Source organism: Paenibacillus polymyxa (assembly GCF_018614975.1).
Taxonomy (GTDB): Bacteria; Bacillota; Bacilli; order Paenibacillales; family Paenibacillaceae; genus Paenibacillus; species Paenibacillus polymyxa_E.
In genome coordinates, this window is record NZ_JAGGNR010000028.1 from 1 (window position 1) to 18,010 (window position 18,010).

An 18,010-nucleotide genomic window follows, 5' to 3' on the forward strand; every position below is an offset into this window, starting at 1 on the left:
TGCTCGCACTTCGTGTTGAAGTTACTTTGTCACGGGGCTTCAACCTTAGGATTTCTCCACCAGCTGCCCGTCAGCTACGAGGCGACTTGGCTCTTACCTCGACCGGACTTTCACCGGCTAGTTGTGTCTAGCTTGGCTAGGCGCGCAGAAAGTAGAAAAAACGACCACTAGTGTGGTCGTAATCGTAAATTTTATGGAATAGTCTAGTATTCTCTTGAATATTGCTTGTTCTCTTTCAATTGCACGATATCATGTCCGGTTGGATTCTGGAAGGCCCGAAGTCCAAATGTTTGTGCCACCGCGAAAATATGGTCAAAGATATCCGACTGAACGTTCTCGTATACGTCCCAGTCAGTATCATTGCTAAATGCGTAAATTTCAAGGGGCAATCCCCGATCCTCTGGTGCCAACTGTCTAACAATCATTGTCATATCCTTATGAATCTTCGGATGATTTCTCAAATACTGAAGGATATATTCCCGGAATACACCCACGTTTGTCAGTTGTCTGCCATTCACGTTGCTCTCGATGTTCACCTCATGCTCCGTGTTGTAAGCCTGGATTTCCTTTAATTTGGCAGTAACATAATCGCTCAGATAATGAATTTTTTCGAACTCGTCTATCATCTCTTCCGTACAAAAACGGATACTGCTGATATCGATATATATACTCCGCTTAATTCTTCTGCCGCCGGACACCTGCATGCCTCTCCAGTTCCGAAATGAGTCCGAAATGAGAGCATAGCTCGGGATCATCGTAATGGTTTTATCAAAATTCATAACCTTTACCGTGTTTAATGTAATGTCGATGACATCGCCATCCGCATTATACTTTGGCATCTCGATCCAGTCACCGACACGCACCATATCGTTCGACGATAACTGTACACCAGCAACCAGCCCCAGGATGGAATCTTTGAATATCAGCATCAATACCGCCGACAAGGCGCCTAATCCACTGAGAATAATTAATGGATTCTGTCCAATCAGGCTGGAGATGACGATAATGCCCCCGATAATGTACAGGACGATCTTGGCTACCTGAATGTAACTCTTGATTGGGCGAATCTTCGACACCTCATAGGTACGATAGATATCATCGAATACATTAAGCAAAGCATTCAGTACCGTGATCATGATGACAATCATGTAGGTCATTGCTGCTTTTTCAATTATGGCCTGATAGGGCGAGAAAATATAAGCGGAATAATAGATAATAATGGCCGGCACGAGATGCGACAGCTTCTGAAATAAATTTTTCTGAACCACGATGTGACCCCACTTGAAACGGTTGTTACTTACGATACGATGAACCGTCTTCAGCACCACTCGCTTGGCAATCACATTCGCCAATATCGAGATCACTGCTATAAAAATAATCATAATGATGTTTGAAAGATAACCAATGGAGGGTCCACTCATGCCGAGTTCTTCTAGTTGATTTCTGATAAAGTCCATTGTCTCCTCCTGACATAATCTAGTTTAGCCTATTATTATAAAGTAGTTTGAGAGGGCAAGCAAAGTTTTTGCTTTCGCTCCGTTCTTCCTATTCATTATATATAAAAAAAGACCCTGTCATTCAAAGAATGATGGGTCCACTTGATTATGTCGTCTTTATATCATGATCACGAGAAATGTCCAATAATTCACTCACCGTCACCAAACGGTACCCTTCCCCCACCAGTTCATCCACCAGCACACGAACCGCCTCCACGGTCTGGGAACGATCCCCGTACCCGTCATGGAATATCAACACGCTGCCGGGTTGCACCGCAGACCGGGTATACTCCAAGATATGCTTAACGCCGGGATTGTCCCAATCCCTCGCATCACCGTTGACTGCACCAATCGTGCGATATCCGCGCTCCGTTGCCAGAGACAGTATCTCTTCGTTTACGCCAAAATACGGCGGTCGGAAGCTGCGAGCAGGTTGCCCCGTAACTTCTTGAACAAGATGTTCTGCGCGTTGCAACTCTTCCCCGGCTTCCTCCAGCGTCAGCTGGGTTAGGTCTGGATGCGTGTATGTATGATTGGCGATCTCATGCCCTTCACGGTGCACCTTCGCCGCAATCTCCGGGTGGTTCTCCATCTCTTGGCCAATCATGAAAAACGTTGCCCGCCCACCGGCACGGCGGAATATCTCAAGCACTTGAGGTGTATACACCGGATGCGGCCCATCATCAAACGTGAACGCCACAACCTTTTCCCGAACAGACTCCTGCTCTACCATCGCGATATTGACCATACCATAATGCCCCCTCTCTGAAACTGCCTGGCTACATACCCCCTTATTATTCCATGACCACAGGCTCTGGTCTAGTCCAGAGATCACACTTTGTGAAATCCCTAATCAAGCTGATATCTACCAGAAAGAGAGCATAGCGAGCAAGCAGCTATCTCTTCTATCGCCACGCCCTCCAGTCCAGCCTCCAGCTAACCTTTGATCGCACCTGCGATCATACTCTTCTGCACCTGTTTGTTCAGCAGCAGATAGATGACCACCGTTGGCACCGTCGTAATCATCAGTCCAGCACCAATGATACCCCATTGCGTAATGTACGTTCCCACCATCGACATCATACCCACCGTCAATGTCTGGTAAGCCGTGTTATTGATAAATGTGACGGCAAACATCAGCTCATTCCAGCACGACAAAAACGTGAAGATGGCTACCGTTGATATAGCCGGGGTTACCAGAGGCAGAATAATAGAGAAAAACGTCCGGTAGATACCGCAGCCGTCGATCACCGCCGACTCCTCCATCTCTCGCGGAATACCTTTGAAAAAACTGCCCAGAATGAATACTGCCATCGGAATGCCAAATGCCACATAGGGAATGATTAGAGACCAGTAGCTGTTGAGCAGGTTCAGATTCTTCAAAATAATAAACAATGGCAGCAGCGCCGCATGAATCGGCACCATCATGCCCAGCAAAATGATCGTCATCGTGAACCCGCTGAGCTTCCAGTTCATTCTTGTGATTGCGTAACCCGTCATGGAGGACAGGATCAGCACCAAGACAATGGAGGCCGCAGTAACCAGCACACTATTCATAAAATAGGTCAGCACATGGCCGTCGGACATGGCTTTGGTGTAGTTGCTCCACAAAAACGCTTTGGGCAACCCGGCCACATCACCGCTGAAAATCTCACTGTTATCCTTCAGGGAAAACAGCGCCAGCCAGATGAGCGGATAGATCTGCACAATCGCAACGAGGATCAGAAACGCTTGCAGGAACACTTTCCCGATTGGTCCGGAGATGGACCTCGGCTTGGGCTTTTTTTGCAACATGACTTCTACGGTACTCATGCCTTATGCCTCCCTCTACTCCGTTTTGAACAATGAATTAATGAGGATCGTACACACCAGACACTCCACAATGATAAAGACCGAGATCGCACTGCCATACCCATACCGGAACGTATCAAAAATGGTGGCGTACATCAGCGTGCTTGGCACTTCAGTGGTATAAAATGGCCCGCCACCTGTCAGCACATAGATCAGGTCAAACACCTTGAACGCACCGATGACGGAAAAAACAAGGCTTACCTTCAGAATCGGCTTCATCAGCGGGATCATAATGGACCACGCCGTCCGAATACGGGAAGCACCATCCATTCGAGCAGCTTCGAGTACATCCTGGGACACGGACTTCGCACCTGCATACATCAGCAGCATGTGATATCCCACGTACTGCCACAGGGTTGGAATGAACGATGCCGTCAGTGCGGTGTCCTTCTGCCCCAGCCAGTCCTGTGCCCAATGGGATAAGCCGATATTCTGTAGCAGTACGTTCAGCAGTCCGTAATCGGCATTATAGATTTTCGACCACAACTGGGCAATGACCACCGTCGAGATCAGAACGGGAATGAAATAGACAGTCCGGTAGAACCCTTCTCCCTTGACGTTGGATGCCAGAATCAGGGCAAGCACCAGCGAGATCGGCAGTTGAATGAACACCGAAGCGCCCGCGAATAAGAGAGAGTTTTTGATCGAATTCAGCACCCGGGAATCCTTAAACATCTCCACATAGTTGTCCAGACCGATAAATGTGCCTTTCCCTACGCCGTTCCAGTCCAGCAGACTGTAATAACTGGAGACAAAGATCGGAATAAGCACAATCCCGCAGAACAGAAGCAGTGTGGGCAGTACGAAGACAGCTATCGTGCCTTTATTGGAAAATACAGAGTTCATTGTTGTTCTCCTCTCAAAGGCGTGACCGGGATATGCCGGGCCACGCCTTGTTTGGGTTCATCTTCATGGTTAGTAGCGGTAGCCGTGCAAGCTCACAAGGTCTATGCGTAAGATATTCACAGGGAATTGGCAAAGACATGTAGTGTAAAGACCTTCTAGGACCTGTATGCATTTAAGCTTGTATGCTTGCACGTGCGCATACCTGCCTACCTGTTTCCTATAGACTTAGTTCTGTTGGTTTGAGCTGTGCCATCTGTTTGCAGAACTCCTCCGGTGTTACATCGCCGGCAAGCAGCTGGGCAATCAGGTTTTTGTGCGCTTCAGCCGATTCCGCAGGCAGAATGTTATCCCACCACGCGATAAATGAGGTCGCCGTTTTCATAATATCTGCCGCAGACAGATCCAGGGAGGACAGGCTGGACGTGTCGAGTGCATCGGTTTTCCAGCTTGGCAGACCCGCTCCAGCCAGGAAACCTTGCGTACCAAGCTGCTCGCTCAGATACATGAGGAATTCCACGGCTTCCTTCGGATGCTTGGTATTCTGGTTGATGTAGAAACCATCGACGGCTCCCCCGAAGATTTCGGTATTTGTGCCTTGCCCATCCTCAAATACCGGGAACGGAATCACTTTCACTTTGCCTTTGACTGCCGAAGACGGATCCTCAATTCCTGCATTCACCCAGTTGGCCTGGAACATCATCGCCCCCTTGCCTGCATTAAATGCCCCAAGCATCTCGTCATAGCTCATGCTGAACATGCTGCTGTTGAACGCTCCTGCTTGCGCAAGCTGCTGCATTTTGGTTGCGGCGGCAACAAAGTCGGGCGAATCCCACTTTGACGGATCTTTAAAGGCTTCCATCACCGCAGCATTGCCTGCCTGACGCATCGCAATAATGTCGTACCAGTACATGCCAGGCCAGCGATCCTTCTCTCCAATCACAGCCGGGGTGATTCCTGCCGCTTTCAGCTTGGCGACTGCATCCAGCAGTTCGTTATAGGTGGTCGGAATCTTGGCACCCGCCTGCTCGAACAATTCCGTATTCACGTAAAGGTTGGCGATATGTGTGTACACGGGCAATGTGTAGATTTTGCCGTCCATATTGATCGCCTCAGCCATTCCCGGGCCCATTCGTTCTTTGATATCGTCCGTCAGGTAACTTGAGATTTCCAGCACATTACCGGATTTGATGTACGGCTGCATGAAGCTGCCGCCACCCATGCCATAGAACAGGTCTGGCGCTTCACCAGCTGCAATCGATGTTTTGACTTTGGTTTTGTACTGTTCTCCTGTCGTGCCTGTACGTTCAACCTGAATGTCTGGATGCTCGCTGTTCCATTTCTCAACAATCTCGGGCAGCAGCTTGGCCGAAGGATCGGTATTGCCGACCGATTGATCCCATAGCGTCAGCTTGATCTTGCCATTACTTTCCCCCTGTGCACCGCCGGACGAGCCGGATGAACATGCCGCCAGACTGCTTACAATGCCCAGAGCCAAAATTAGACTTGCTGATTTTTTTAGTAGCGCTTTCATATCTACGGACCTCCCTATGTGTTTTCGTTGGTTCTAGCCCATATTTTAGGCAAAATGTGCTTTGTTCTCCATTTAGAAAACAGGCATCCATTTGTAATATTCGAACATATGTGGAATTGGAACCGGAAGTCGGTTTACGCTCAAACCTTCTCCGCACTCCCCCGACACTCCCGATTGCACTCTCGTTTTTCAGTTTTTTACATTCCGATATTCATTCATGGATCGGCCGATATGTTTTTTGAACAAGACGCTGAAATAATGAGGGTCAGGGATGCCCACCTGCTCCCCAATCTCATATCCTTTCATATCCGTCTGTTTCAGCAGCTGTTCAGCCTTCTTCATGCGGAGTTGGGTCAGATATTCCACAAATGTCTGCCCGGTTTCTTTTTTCACCAGCCGCCCCAAATGGCCCGAACTTACATAAAAAGCAGCCGCGGTACTGGAAAGCCCCACTTCCGCATTGCCCATATTCTCTTCAAGATAAGCCATCACCCGATCGATCAGATTGCCTTCCTTGGCCTGTCGCTTAGCTTGTATGACATCCGATACGGTGCGGACATGCTGCTCCAACATACGTTTTAGTTCGGGCAGATGATCTGCTGTAAAAATGGCCGCAATGGCCTCTTTGTTCAATGCGTGCTCTCCCTCAATCTGCTGCTCTATGGCAGCACGCTGGCACTCCGTAACCACATCCAAGGCTGCCATCCGAAACTGTGAAACGTCCGAGAACGGCACAGACAGCACACGCTCCAGCAATAATACCGCTTCTTCCCTCGCACCAACACTGACGCAAAATTGCAGTTGTTGGAGCAGCTGAGCATCCGAGTGGTAGAGCCTCTGCCCGCCTTCGATGACCAGATCCTCGAAGCAAATGACCTGATTTTTCCCCACAAACGCCTGATAATCGAGTGCACGACACGCTTCCCGGTATCCCACACAGGCTCTTCCCCATCCTGATTGCCATTGCCCAATGCCTACGGTCACATCAACTTCATATCCTTCGAGTTTAAGCGTATATTGAAGTTCTTCCTGAAGCTGCTGCACCTGATTGGAGAATTCGGTATCCGCTCCAAGCGAGAGTACAACGATCCGGTTATGCGGGTCCATAACGATAAGGGTGTGCGAATCCTGCGGATAAAAAGCCTGCACCTGCTTCATGCCTACCATTCGCAGCAGAATATGTATTTCCTCAGCGGGTTGTCGATGGGCTTCTGTCTGATGCTGGCTTAATTGGGTTTGATCGTGTTGAGGCTCTCGTTGAACTTGGCTGTATTGGTGGGGTTGACGGGCTTGATGAGCTTCATGAGCTTGATGAGATGTCTCGGACAGATGTGGGTATACCTCTGGTGCAGCTATCTTCGCTCGCGGTACAGCAACCTCAACCTCCATTACTGCGATGCGTAATCCTGGTTCACTAGACGAGATAGGAATGCCTAAGAAACTTGCCTTCTCTTGTAGTTCATCCTCAGGTATCACGTCACTTAACCATTGATTTACAAACCTCTCCCTGAGATAAGGCAGGCTCTGCTTCATCTCCTCCCGCAGCTTCATCAGCTCGTACTCACGCCCCATCTCCTGCTCGATTGCCTCTCGCAGCTTCGCCGTAACCTGTAATAACTCAGAAGCACGAATGGGTTTCAAAATAAAATCGGATATGCCCAGCTTCACACTCTGACGAGCATATTCAAATTCATCATGTCCCGTCACAACCACGATTTTTATGTTCGGGTAACGCTCCATGAGAATGCCGCTCAGTTCAACACCGTCCATCTTTGGCATGTATATGTCCGTGAACACGATGTCTGGACGCAACAGCTCGACCTGTTCCAAAGCCTCTGCAGCATCCGAGGCCTCTCCAATGATACTCATGCCTTGCTGCTCCCAATCGATACGCATGCGCAGCAGATTTCGGATGAGGTACTCGTCATCCACAATCAATACCTTTAATGGTTCCAAAGTTAGTTCCATGATTCATCGGCTCCCTTCGGGATCGTTATGATAATGGTGGTTCCTTTTCCAACCTCGCTCTGCAGCTTAAGTCCATCTTCTCTGTCATAAAAAATGCGAAGCCGCTCCATCGTCCCCCATAAGCCAAAGCTTGGATTGTGTTTAGCGATATAGGTAATCTTAGAAAGATTGGAAGGATTGAAAAGATTAGTTGAATTAGAGGGGTTAGATGAGTTAGAGATATTCGAAGAGTTAAATGGATTAGATGAGTTTGAGTGATTAAACCTGTTCACTTCTGTGCGTTGAACCTGCTGCACATCTTCCTCGGACATGCCGACTCCATCGTCAGTGATCATTAGAAGTACTCCCTCCTTGGATCGACGAGCTTGGATGCGTATCGTGCCCGGGCTGCCTTTGGGACGAATACCGTGATACAGCGAATTTTCCACCAACGGCTGGAGCACAAGCTTGGGAATCATCACTCGCTCACAATCTGGAGCAATATCGTACTGCACCTCAAATACACCGGGGTATCGTACCTGCTGGATCGTCAGATAATTGCGTACAATCTCAACCTCCTCGTGCAGCGTAATCAGTTCACGCCCTTTGCTGACACTCAGCCGATAGTAACTTCCAAGCGCTTCTAACAGCTCACATACCTTATCGTTCATGCCCGACATCGCCAGGGAGGTAATGGAATCAAGTGTGTTGTATAGAAAATGCGGCTTGATCTGCGCCTGAAGTGTATTCAGCTCTGCACGGCGGATCGTCTGCTGCTCCTGAATGATGCGTTTCAACATCTCGTCAATCTGCTCAATCATCTGGTTGTATCCTCCATATAGCTGTGCGAACTCGTAGCTGTTCAGCTCAACCGTCACTTTGCGGAAGTTGCCGCTTGGCGCTTTCTGCATGGCACGAAGCAGCTTGTGAATCGGCTTGATGACACTGCGCGAGATGATGAATGAACTGACAAAAAAGACAGTCCCATTCACCGCCAGTAAGATCAGCGCAAGCAGTACCATAGATTTATTACGGGTATCCGTAGCCCGGTATGGACTCATGCTAATGAATTTCCACTGATCATCACCAGTCGAGCGATATGTCACTGCGTATTCCTGACCACGTGAATGTAAAGTGATAAAGCCAGAGGGCTGCTTTTGAAAAGCTTGTTTTAACCTGGCCTGATTGGCCTCTAACATCTCGTGCATCCCTTCCTGTCCAGAAGCCGCTGACATGGATGCGTCGGATACAGCAGGCACGGCCTTCTTTCCATCGGTTGCGTTGGTTGCGATCACCCGCTGATGCTCATCCAAAATGGCCACCTGAAATGAATCCGGTGCAGACAGGTTGGCGTAGGCTTGAGCGATGGATGCCCCCTTGATGTTCATGACCAGAAATCCAAGCGGAGACGTATCATCCAAATCCCGAATAAGCCGAATAAACGAAACCACCTCTTGCCCATCATTCTCCCCCATGGCCGAGACTCCGCTATCGTTGTTGCCACCATTCAGCCTGAGCAGATATCGTCCATTGTGCTTCAGTGCCTGTTCGTACCACGGTGCTTCCTTCACATTTGCTTCCATAAACGTGGGCCATTCCTGATTACCGACCGAGAATCGGTGCCCCGAATTATCATAAATATATACTGAATCGATAATTGGAACCGCTTGCATAAGATTGTTCAGATATGCACTGACCTTGGACTGTGTCTGTAAATTGGAGTACACATTGCCCTGCCGCAGCAGGTTCTGCAAGTTGGGATCGGAGAAAATCATTTTCGAATAATTGTTCACGTTCTCGATCATCAGATTAACGTTAGTCTCAATGGATGTAATTGTCTGCATTGATGCTTCATTGATCTTTCGCTGCGCATCATTTTCCGAGATTTGATTCAACACCAACGCACTGAACGCCACCGTTAGCAGAATAATGACAAAGTAGGCAAACGGGATTTTGAAAGCCAGCGTCTTGGGCTTGCGTTGAATGAACTCTTTGAAACGGGAATTCTCATTCTCATTCGTAGTTGCATTTTTATTTGTGTTCAATCTGATCCTCCATTCGTTCCGATGCTGTGGCATCCACCGCACTCTCGGGTTTTATACAATTGTATATTATAGGCCTGTCTGTGAACGAGGCTCACCCTTTTTAATGCTATAATCTGATGTTCAATTCCTTCTATTCTTTATTTTTTCAGGTATTGGCTGATCCATGAGTTAACCTTGACTTCACTAATTGTGCATGCACAACATACACGATTTGTTAAGGAGGTACGATATGCTGGCATTAGACATTCGAAACTTAAATAAGAAATACCCGAACTTTCAGTTAAAAGACGTATCGTTTCAACTAGAAAAGGGTTATATTATGGGGTTTATCGGTGCCAATGGCGCGGGGAAAACGACCACCATAAAATCGAACTTGAATATGATTCATATCGATAGCGGTGAAGTGCGTATTCTGGGCAAGGATATCGCTGAGCACGAAATCGAATTGAAACATGAAATCGAATTGAAACATGAAATCGGATGCGCCTTTGGCGGCATTGATTTTTATACTCGCAGCAAGATTAAGACGTTGACGGAGGTCATTAAGAATTCTACAAGAATTAGGATGATGACACCTATCACAAATATCTGAGAAGATTCAAATTGGATGAAAACAAAAAATCGCCGAATTGTCGACAGGAATGAAAGTGAAGTACAGTCTGGCCATTGTATTATCGCATGGAGCGAAGCTTCTCATCCTCGATGAACCCACAAGCGGGCTCGATCCGGCTGCAAGAGATGATCTGTTGGATATCTTTCAAGAGCTTGTCGTCAATGGCGAAATCAGCATACTTTTCTCTACTCACATTACATCAGATTTGGAGAAATGCGCGGATTTTATTACCTCTATCAATAACGGGCAGGTCATCGCCAGTTCAGAGAAATATGAACTTATGGAGTCCTTTCGCTTACTAAGCGGTAACAAAAACCAGCTGAACCATTTTAAAGAAAAGATGATTTCCTACAAAGTAAACTCATTCGGTTTTACCGGATTGATCCCTTCCAGAGACTTCGATGCCTCTTCCGATTTTAGAGCTACCACGCCAAGTCTCGAGGATATCATGATTTACTTCGCAAAAAAGGAGGATATGTATGTATAACTTGGTGATGAAGGATTTGAAATTAGCGATCAGTCCTTTATTTTTTCTTTTGCCTGTTATTTTAGGCGCCTTAATGCTGATCCCCGGTTGGCTGTACTTTATTGTCATCCTCTATTATTGCTGGATCACGGTACCGATTATGTTCGGACAATTTAGAGCACAGAACGATTTAATATTTACCTCGACCATGCCCATCACCAAAAAAGACATCGTGAAAGCAAGGGTGATTGTTATGGTTATCATGGAATTATTGCATATCGTCATGGCTATGATCTTTGGTGTGATCAATATTTACTTTATATCCGAATCTGACAAACTCTTTCTTCGGACCGTATTTGGGTTTTTGGGCCCTGTGTTTTATCATGCTTGCGATCTTCAACGTGATCTTTATCCCCATGTACTACAAGACAGCGTATAAATTCGGCAGGCCGACGATTGTATCGATAACGGCCGCTATGCTTTTTGCCGGAGTTGCCCAATGGATCGGTGTCCAGAGTCCTTTTGTGTCCGACATTTTTAATGGTTCCGGGGTCCACAATACAGGACTTCAAATATCTCTTCTGGCTGCAGGCACCGTGATATTTATTGCATTAACTATGATCGCCTATCGGATGGCGGCTAAGTGATTCCTCAATGTGGAGATTTTATGAAATGAACGTATCCATCTCGAATACATCTGAAAAACCGACTTATCAGCAGCTTTTCGAGCAGATCAGCGATCAGATCCTGAAAGGAGAGTTAGAAAGCGGTTATTGTTTACCACCGATTCGACAGGCAGCGCAAGAGCTTCGCGTAAGTGTTATCACCGTAAAAAAGGCTTGGGAAGAACTCGATCGAAGTGGTCTGATAAATACAGTAAGTGCGCGTTGTTCTCGGTGCACAATCCCTTCAGAAATGAAGGATAAAAACCGAGGAACTACGTTAAGTAAGCAACGTCATTAGATGTTGATTAAGTAATTAATGTGGTTTAACTCTATGTTCGAATAGGTAGGGGAAGTTCCTACTAAAGTTTAAATGCTGGTAAACTTTCTCTAATCCTCCGACATGCGGATTTCATTACCAAGGAATCTGTGTGAAGCTCGGTGAAGTCGGGCTCTGGCTTAACAACCAGAGTTCGGGAGGCCATAAAGTTCCTATGCTTAGAATGTTGTTCTAACAACTGACGAATCTTCGAATGTACGGCTCGATATTTATGGAGACTTTCCTCGGAAAGTCTCTGTCGCCTCTGGCGATCTAAGTCATGGGTGCATTGATTTTATACTGGGTCACACCTATCCTATACTCGCAGAAGTATAGAGACCTGCGCCCTCCAGCAACGGGTAAAAGGTCGGCTTACGGGTTAGAGAAGGAAGCTAAGGGAACTATGCAAGGCTAGAACATAGGGAACAGCGGAAACCCTAAAGACAATGTTAAGGAACGGTAACTCCAATGGGTCTAATAAGTAGGAAATGACTTATGAATCGGGGTGGCAGCAGCCCGTAGTAGTCCGAGCTAGGGAAAGCCTAGTACATGGCGAAGGGGCATAGTCATTATCATCCAATGCGAATAACTGTTTACTTTCAGGAAGCCGTTGAGCGTACACGATTAACGCCGATGCTTTCCGCAAGGAAGGAGTGAAATTCCATTGGCACGAGAACTGAAACACCCCCAAGACGAACAAGAATTGAAAGCAACTCTCGACCTGATGTATAGAATAACTAAGGACGAAAGTGAATCAGAAAATGGCAGAATAACAGGCTTCAAAAATTTGGTTGAGGTTATAGGTTCAGAAGCAAATATTGTGACAGCAATTCACAAGCTTAAAGGCAATCCTGGTAGCAAGACGCCAGGAGTGGACGACATAACAATAAGAGAAATTCTGGAGTCACATTATGACGAGGTCATAGATTATGTGCGGAAGAACCTACAAAACTACCATCCCAAACCTGTAAGACGAAAATGGATACCCAAACCGGGAAAGGAAGAAAAACGACCGCTAGGGATACCCACAATCGGAGATAGAATCATCCAAGAATGCGTAAGGAACGTCATTGACCCAATAATGGAAGCACAGTTCTACAAACATTCGTACGGATCACGACCAATGAGGGACGCCCACCAAGCACTGTCACAATTAACAGACATCTTATGGAAAACAGGGCATACATGGGTAGTTGAAGGAGAAATATCTAAATTCTTTGACACAATCAATCACTCCATACTTCTAAAGAAATTATGGAACATGGGAGTGAGAGACAAAAGAGTCCTGATGCTCATCAAACAAATGCTTAAAGCAGGCGTTATGGAAGAGACCAAAACAAATGAATTGGGAACACCGCAAGGAGGAATCATTTCCCCATTATTGGCAAATGTGTACTTACACTCATTTGACAAATGGGTTGCAAGAGAATGGGAAGAAAAGAGAACAAAACAGAACTATTCAAGGCAAGACGCTAGATACAGGGCATTGAGAACAAGTACAAATCTCAAGCCTGCATACTTTATCAGATATGCTGACGATTGGGTACTTGTAACAAACAGTAGAATCAATGCGGAAAAATGGAAACATCGCATTGCAAGATACCTAAACAACAACCTGAAACTCGATCTTTCCCATGAAAAAACGCTTGTAACGAATGTGTCAAAGAGGGCCATGAAGTTCTTAGGATATGAACTCAAAGTCAGACCAGGAAAAGCAAAAAAGGGATGGATCAGTCAAACAAGACCCAACCGCGAAAGACTACAAACTAAAGTCAGAGAAATTCGAAAAGACATCAAGAACCTCAGAAGACAGAAAACTAAAGAATTACTCATCGACAAAATTGCACGCATAAACTCGAAGATAAGAGGGCTAGCGGAATACTACAAACGTGCGACCTTGGTAAATGTTGACTTAGGAAGATACAAGTCAACATTATGGACCACGACAAAACGTAGTTTATGGGGCAGGAAAAAGAATCGCAAGGTGATAAGGATTCCTGCTGACCAGACCGACAACCTCAGATCAGTTCATGAGAACTACAAAGCCAGAATATGGGCAGTTGAACACGAGGGAATGAAATTTGGATTGACTAGCATCGGATTTATCAAATGGCAACCTGGGAAATTCAAAGACCATAAGGAAACACCCTACACCAAAGAGGGAAGAAAAATGCACCGAGAACGAACAATCAAAATACCGCTCAAAGTGAGGGCAGATAAACTCCTCACAGAGCACCAAATAAGGTATACCCTCCTAGGAAAAGAGTATAACCCTATATACAATTTTGAATATATCATGAACAGAGCATATGCGTACAACAGGGATAAAGGAAAATGTAAGGTGTGTAAAACAAATGCCTTTGGAGACAACGTGAATATACACCATAACTGCCCTAAACTCCCAATCAAAGATACAAACAAAGTACCGAACTTATCAACACTTTGCGTAAAATGCCATCGAAAAATTCACGACGGAAAAGATTATTCATACGAAGGTAAGAAAATCTGGGAGGCAATACGGAAATTCAGAGAAATGCTACCAATTAAAAACAGTAGTGAGCTTTCACAACTCAGAAAAACAAGGAAAGAAAAGAAAGCGGAAGAACTAATGTCAGCAATAACGATATAAGGGTGAAACAAGTTAGCGCGCAAAAAGATGATGATGATGGAGCGCCGTGTGCCGTGAAAGTGGCACGCACGGTGTGAAGGAGGGGAAAGGGGCTCTTAGCCATCAACATGGAAAGATGACCCCCACCTATTCCTATCAGGTAAAGGATGTTTTGTGGCCGAATATTCATCTGAAGAGATCCTGCGAATTCGCAATGAAATGATCTTGAATAAAATGGAAGTAGACATATCCTATTACAAATCTTTTAGCTTCACCCTGGATGAAGTGATTGAACTGTTGAAAATGATTTATTAACAACCGCAGTCGGTCTAATCGCAAGTGCAATAAACAAATGAATATTTGATTTAAGGTGTCGGAGACAAGAACATACACGCGTAAGAAGTCACGGGATCCGTGGCTTTTTTTGTTATAACGGTTATTTTATATGCCACACTAGCATACCGTACCGTCCGCAGCATAAAAGTTACGCTCTTTGCTTTAAATGCTTACGTTCTAAGTTACAGGAGAGTAAGAACAAGACCATTTGACTGAAGCCACGAATTCCGAGTCAAGAATAGAAAAACGGGTGAGTCCCGATCCATCGGAACAGACCCGCTATTTCCTTTGATTTTCTTATTAAATCAATACTAATTATGAGTTCTTCATTCGAAACAAGCAGAATAGATATCACCAATACTAAAAAAACCAATTGCTGCACTAATCAACTCAGGACCAGCGTCTTTTGCAGCGAATTTGACGGCATACCCAATTGCCTCACTTACGCTGTAACCCCACTCGTTCTTAGCAACTTTGAAAGCTGGAACCAAGTTACCAATGAATTTTGTTACGCCTCCACCGGCTTTGATAACATCTTTAATCTTTGCAATTTTTGCGAATGCGAAAAGGTTCTCCGCAATAGCAAGCCCTACTGCAGAAGTACAACCAATAACACCCAGCGTTCCTACAGTATCATCTTTAGACAAATTATAAAATTTATCACCATCTGTAATATACTTATCCCCTGTATAAGCACTTAGCCATTTTGCAGTTGCTTGAGCACCTTTTTCAATCACTTCATCAGGGATAGCTTCAATAAGGTATAAGGCCTTTTCCAACTCAGCAAATTCAGTTTGGCTGAATTGGTATGTAATATTCTCGTTGTTAGCACTCGCCGAAGCTACACCTACCAAATTCAATAACAATACCAAAGCCACAATACTAGAAATAGTGCTCTTGAAAAAATAATTCATGTTCTCTCTCCTTTTTTCTAATATTTGGTACAAGGACATATTATACCAAAATGTGCTATAATTCAACCAAATATATACAAAAGGAGGTTTTAATTTGAAAAACAGAGTGCCTTTTGGTCTATTAATTCTAGCTATTGCAATTGGTGGATTTTTTGTGACTCAGCTTGCGAATGATACGTTCAAGATAGTTTACTCAGTTTTAGGAATCTTGGCTATTGTACTAAGTTACTTTTTATTTTCAAAAAAGAAAGTATAGTTAACCACAACTTTCAAGCCCCCCTGTTTAAGCTCACGTAGTCGACGGTTACTCATATGCATTTCACCGACATTGATGTAATTGAACTCGCTTTCGTGGTCCAGTAGCTGCGTTGAATAACTTCCTGCTTAATGCTGGAGAGTCTACTCATTGCAAAAAGTAAGTCTGTCATCCATGCTTATGAGATGGGGCCCTGATCGAAGCTGAGACGCAGAAGCTGCTTGTACAATCTATGTTCCGTCAAGTTGTAATAAAAAAAGAATCAAATCGGTCGAACATCATTCAGATGCTCACCGTCTGATTCTTTTTTCTTGAGTACTTAATCGTCAAGTACCATCTTGGAGGCGAGGGGAGTCGAACCCCTGTCCGAAGATAACGGCACATAAGCTTCTACGGGTGTAGTCACTGTTGTGATGTCACCCGTGTATCAGTAACCCACAAGAACAGGATTAGCCCAAGCAGGTATGGACTCAACACAATAGATCAAATCACCCTGTATGATTTCTGCAACAATTAAAGGCTCGTATGTATTATCAATGATGATAACCTGATCTGCGATGGCTAGAGCCGGTTTAAGGTTCTTCAATGACTGACCATATCGATAACGAATGTCTTCTTCTGCAATCCAATGTCCACCTTGTTCAACACGAGAGGCTACACGATCTATATGCATTTGAACATCCTCAAGACCGATATAGTATACGACAATTTCGTAACGGTTTTCTTTTGCAATTTCCATATGTTTTAAAACAAATGATCCGGACAATGTCGTTTCAATAGCGAAGTTTATACCACTTTTAATGAGAGATCGAATTCTTTTCACAGCTTCCCTACCAGCAGATAGGTCAGCACTGCGCGGATTCTCTGGCTTCAACTCTCTTGCAATTTGATCCGGATCAACCAGTTCACCAAGCCACTCTCTCATTTGCATGGTGAGTGTACTTTTCCCTGCTCCATTGGTTCCAGCAAACACAGTCATGACTGGTCTAATTTCACTCATGATACTCAAACTCCTGGCGTTTCCCAGAAGCATCAAATATAATTTCGAATTTATTACCGGCAGCATCCTCACGAACGCGTTTGTTATTCTTTATATAGTAAATAGAGGCACCTGATTCTTTAGCTTGTTTCCGTGCATGTTGATTGGCTTTATTTAAAATTTCTTGGAGCTGTTCTCGATTTTCGAACATTTTGAATCCCCCAATCTAAATTTATGCTTATTATATCATAAATAGAAAAGCCACCAACCAGAACACTGGTTGGTGGCTTTTGACTCTAATGGAGGCGAGGGGAGTCGAACCCCTGTCCGAAGATAACGGCACATAAGCTTCTACGGGTGTAGTCACAGTTTTGATGTCACCCGAGTATCGCCCCGTAACCGGCTATGCGTTGGGTCAGCCTGATTGTCTTCTTCAGCACACCCCAGGCGGAGATGTGACAGCGTATCCCACTACTAGTTAGCCCCTATCCCTGTCACATGGGCGATGCAGGGTAGAAGCACGCACACAGTTTCTTAGGCTGCGAAAGCGTAGTTTGTTTGTTGTTTGCCGTTTAATAGGCTTTAGCGTTGATAAAGCGGACGCGTCCCCACTACCCGCTACCCATGCTCGAACTATCCCCGTCGAATCCATAAACGCCCCCTCAATTAAGAAGGGCTCCAGGATTAATCCGTGAATACGGAGCAAAGGTGCTGCACATCTTTTTCCTCCAAGGTAAAAAGATGCTTCTTTCAAACTCGGCATTCCTGTCTGCTACATGAATAATCATAACACAGGACAATTCACCGAAATAGTACAGATTGCTGGAAGACATTCCAGCAGGCTGAGCATGTGTACAAGGTTATCCAATACAACAGGCTTCATCGTCTACATATTATACCGCGTCACCAATCGGAAGTAAAGTTTACCCAGATCGGATCACGAACAACGGCACCTAAGTATCTTACCCACGTTTCAGGCAAACTACGCAAAGGCTAAAAATTTAGATTCATCAACGCGCCAAGCTTCCATGCTCCTACCGACTTCCCTTCAACACATATCAAAGGAAATCAGCACACTGCACACTTCGGCTATTCACACCACATCCCCTTTCAACTAAAAAAAAGCCTCAATCTTGCCCAT

The 18,010-nt window shown here is 45.4% G+C and carries 13 protein-coding genes, 1 other RNA gene and 2 pseudogenes; 5 read left to right on the forward strand and 11 right to left on the reverse strand.

The features are described from left to right. Window positions 1–203 precede the first annotated feature (203 nt). The 7 genes from J7E78_RS20860 to J7E78_RS20890 form a co-directional block, all read right to left on the reverse strand. The gene (locus J7E78_RS20860; RefSeq protein ID WP_215078030.1) at window positions 204–1,457 is read right to left on the reverse strand and encodes a mechanosensitive ion channel family protein; all 1,254 of its coding nucleotides are present in this window, start codon (window positions 1,455–1,457) and stop codon (window positions 204–206) included. Between the two features lie 145 nt (window positions 1,458–1,602). Next, window positions 1,603–2,244, reverse strand: a complete 642-nt coding sequence (locus J7E78_RS20865; protein ID WP_215078031.1) for a polysaccharide deacetylase family protein — start codon at window positions 2,242–2,244, stop codon at window positions 1,603–1,605. Between the two features lie 188 nt (window positions 2,245–2,432). After that, complete coding sequence (locus J7E78_RS20870) at window positions 2,433–3,308, reverse strand: carbohydrate ABC transporter permease (RefSeq protein ID WP_215078032.1); 876 nt, start codon at window positions 3,306–3,308, stop codon at window positions 2,433–2,435. 15 nt (window positions 3,309–3,323) lie between these two features. Further along, window positions 3,324–4,193: a carbohydrate ABC transporter permease gene (locus J7E78_RS20875; RefSeq protein ID WP_215078033.1), complete on the reverse strand. Its 870-nt coding sequence runs from the start codon at window positions 4,191–4,193 to the stop codon at window positions 3,324–3,326. A 217-nt stretch (window positions 4,194–4,410) separates the two neighbouring features. Further along, a complete protein-coding gene (locus tag J7E78_RS20880) occupies window positions 4,411–5,724 on the reverse strand; it encodes an extracellular solute-binding protein (RefSeq protein ID WP_215078034.1) in 1,314 nt (437 codons plus the stop codon). 189 nt (window positions 5,725–5,913) lie between these two features. After that, window positions 5,914–7,692: a response regulator gene (locus J7E78_RS20885; protein WP_215078035.1), complete on the reverse strand. Its 1,779-nt coding sequence runs from the start codon at window positions 7,690–7,692 to the stop codon at window positions 5,914–5,916. Beyond that, window positions 7,683–9,716: a cache domain-containing sensor histidine kinase gene (locus J7E78_RS20890; RefSeq protein WP_251035172.1), complete on the reverse strand. Its 2,034-nt coding sequence runs from the start codon at window positions 9,714–9,716 to the stop codon at window positions 7,683–7,685. Before J7E78_RS20890 ends, J7E78_RS20885 begins: the two co-directional genes overlap by 10 nt. Before the next feature lie 229 nt (window positions 9,717–9,945). On the opposite strand from J7E78_RS20890, the pseudogene J7E78_RS20895 reads away from it, so the two are divergent. The 4 genes and pseudogenes from J7E78_RS20895 to ltrA all read left to right on the forward strand — a co-directional run bounded on the left by J7E78_RS20895 (window position 9,946) and on the right by ltrA (window position 14,405). Beyond that, window positions 9,946–10,816: pseudogene (locus J7E78_RS20895) on the forward strand (ABC transporter ATP-binding protein). Next, window positions 10,809–11,234 (forward strand): ABC-2 transporter permease, encoded by a 426-nt coding sequence (locus J7E78_RS20900; RefSeq protein WP_311517756.1) that lies wholly within the window; start codon window positions 10,809–10,811, stop codon window positions 11,232–11,234. The pseudogene J7E78_RS20895 and the gene J7E78_RS20900 overlap by 8 nt, the downstream one beginning before the upstream one ends. Window positions 11,235–11,467: 233 nt before the next feature. Then, a pseudogene (locus J7E78_RS20905) lies at window positions 11,468–11,681 on the forward strand (GntR family transcriptional regulator); the annotation flags it as partial. Between the two features lie 759 nt (window positions 11,682–12,440). Next, window positions 12,441–14,405 (forward strand): group II intron reverse transcriptase/maturase, encoded by a 1,965-nt coding sequence (ltrA, locus tag J7E78_RS20910; RefSeq protein WP_215078036.1) that lies wholly within the window; start codon window positions 12,441–12,443, stop codon window positions 14,403–14,405. Window positions 14,406–15,046: 641 nt separating this feature from the next. Here the strand turns inward: ltrA and J7E78_RS20915 are convergent. Beyond that, entirely contained in the window at window positions 15,047–15,634 is a 588-nt protein-coding gene (locus J7E78_RS20915) for a hypothetical protein (RefSeq protein ID WP_215078037.1), read from the reverse strand. Between the two features lie 94 nt (window positions 15,635–15,728). On the opposite strand from J7E78_RS20915, the gene J7E78_RS20920 reads away from it, so the two are divergent. After that, complete coding sequence (locus tag J7E78_RS20920; protein WP_215078038.1) at window positions 15,729–15,890, forward strand: hypothetical protein; 162 nt, start codon at window positions 15,729–15,731, stop codon at window positions 15,888–15,890. Between the two features lie 427 nt (window positions 15,891–16,317). Here the strand turns inward: J7E78_RS20920 and J7E78_RS20925 are convergent, their stop codons facing one another. The 3 genes from J7E78_RS20925 to ssrA form a co-directional block, all read right to left on the reverse strand. Beyond that, a complete protein-coding gene (locus J7E78_RS20925; protein ID WP_215078039.1) occupies window positions 16,318–16,890 on the reverse strand; it encodes a zeta toxin family protein in 573 nt (190 codons plus the stop codon). Further along, a complete protein-coding gene (locus J7E78_RS20930) occupies window positions 16,883–17,080 on the reverse strand; it encodes a hypothetical protein (RefSeq protein ID WP_215078040.1) in 198 nt (65 codons plus the stop codon). The genes J7E78_RS20925 and J7E78_RS20930 overlap by 8 nt, the downstream gene beginning before the upstream one ends. A gap of 86 nt (window positions 17,081–17,166) precedes the next feature. Then, window positions 17,167–17,531, reverse strand: a transfer-messenger RNA (tmRNA) gene (gene ssrA, locus J7E78_RS20935). Window positions 17,532–18,010 lie beyond the last annotated feature (479 nt).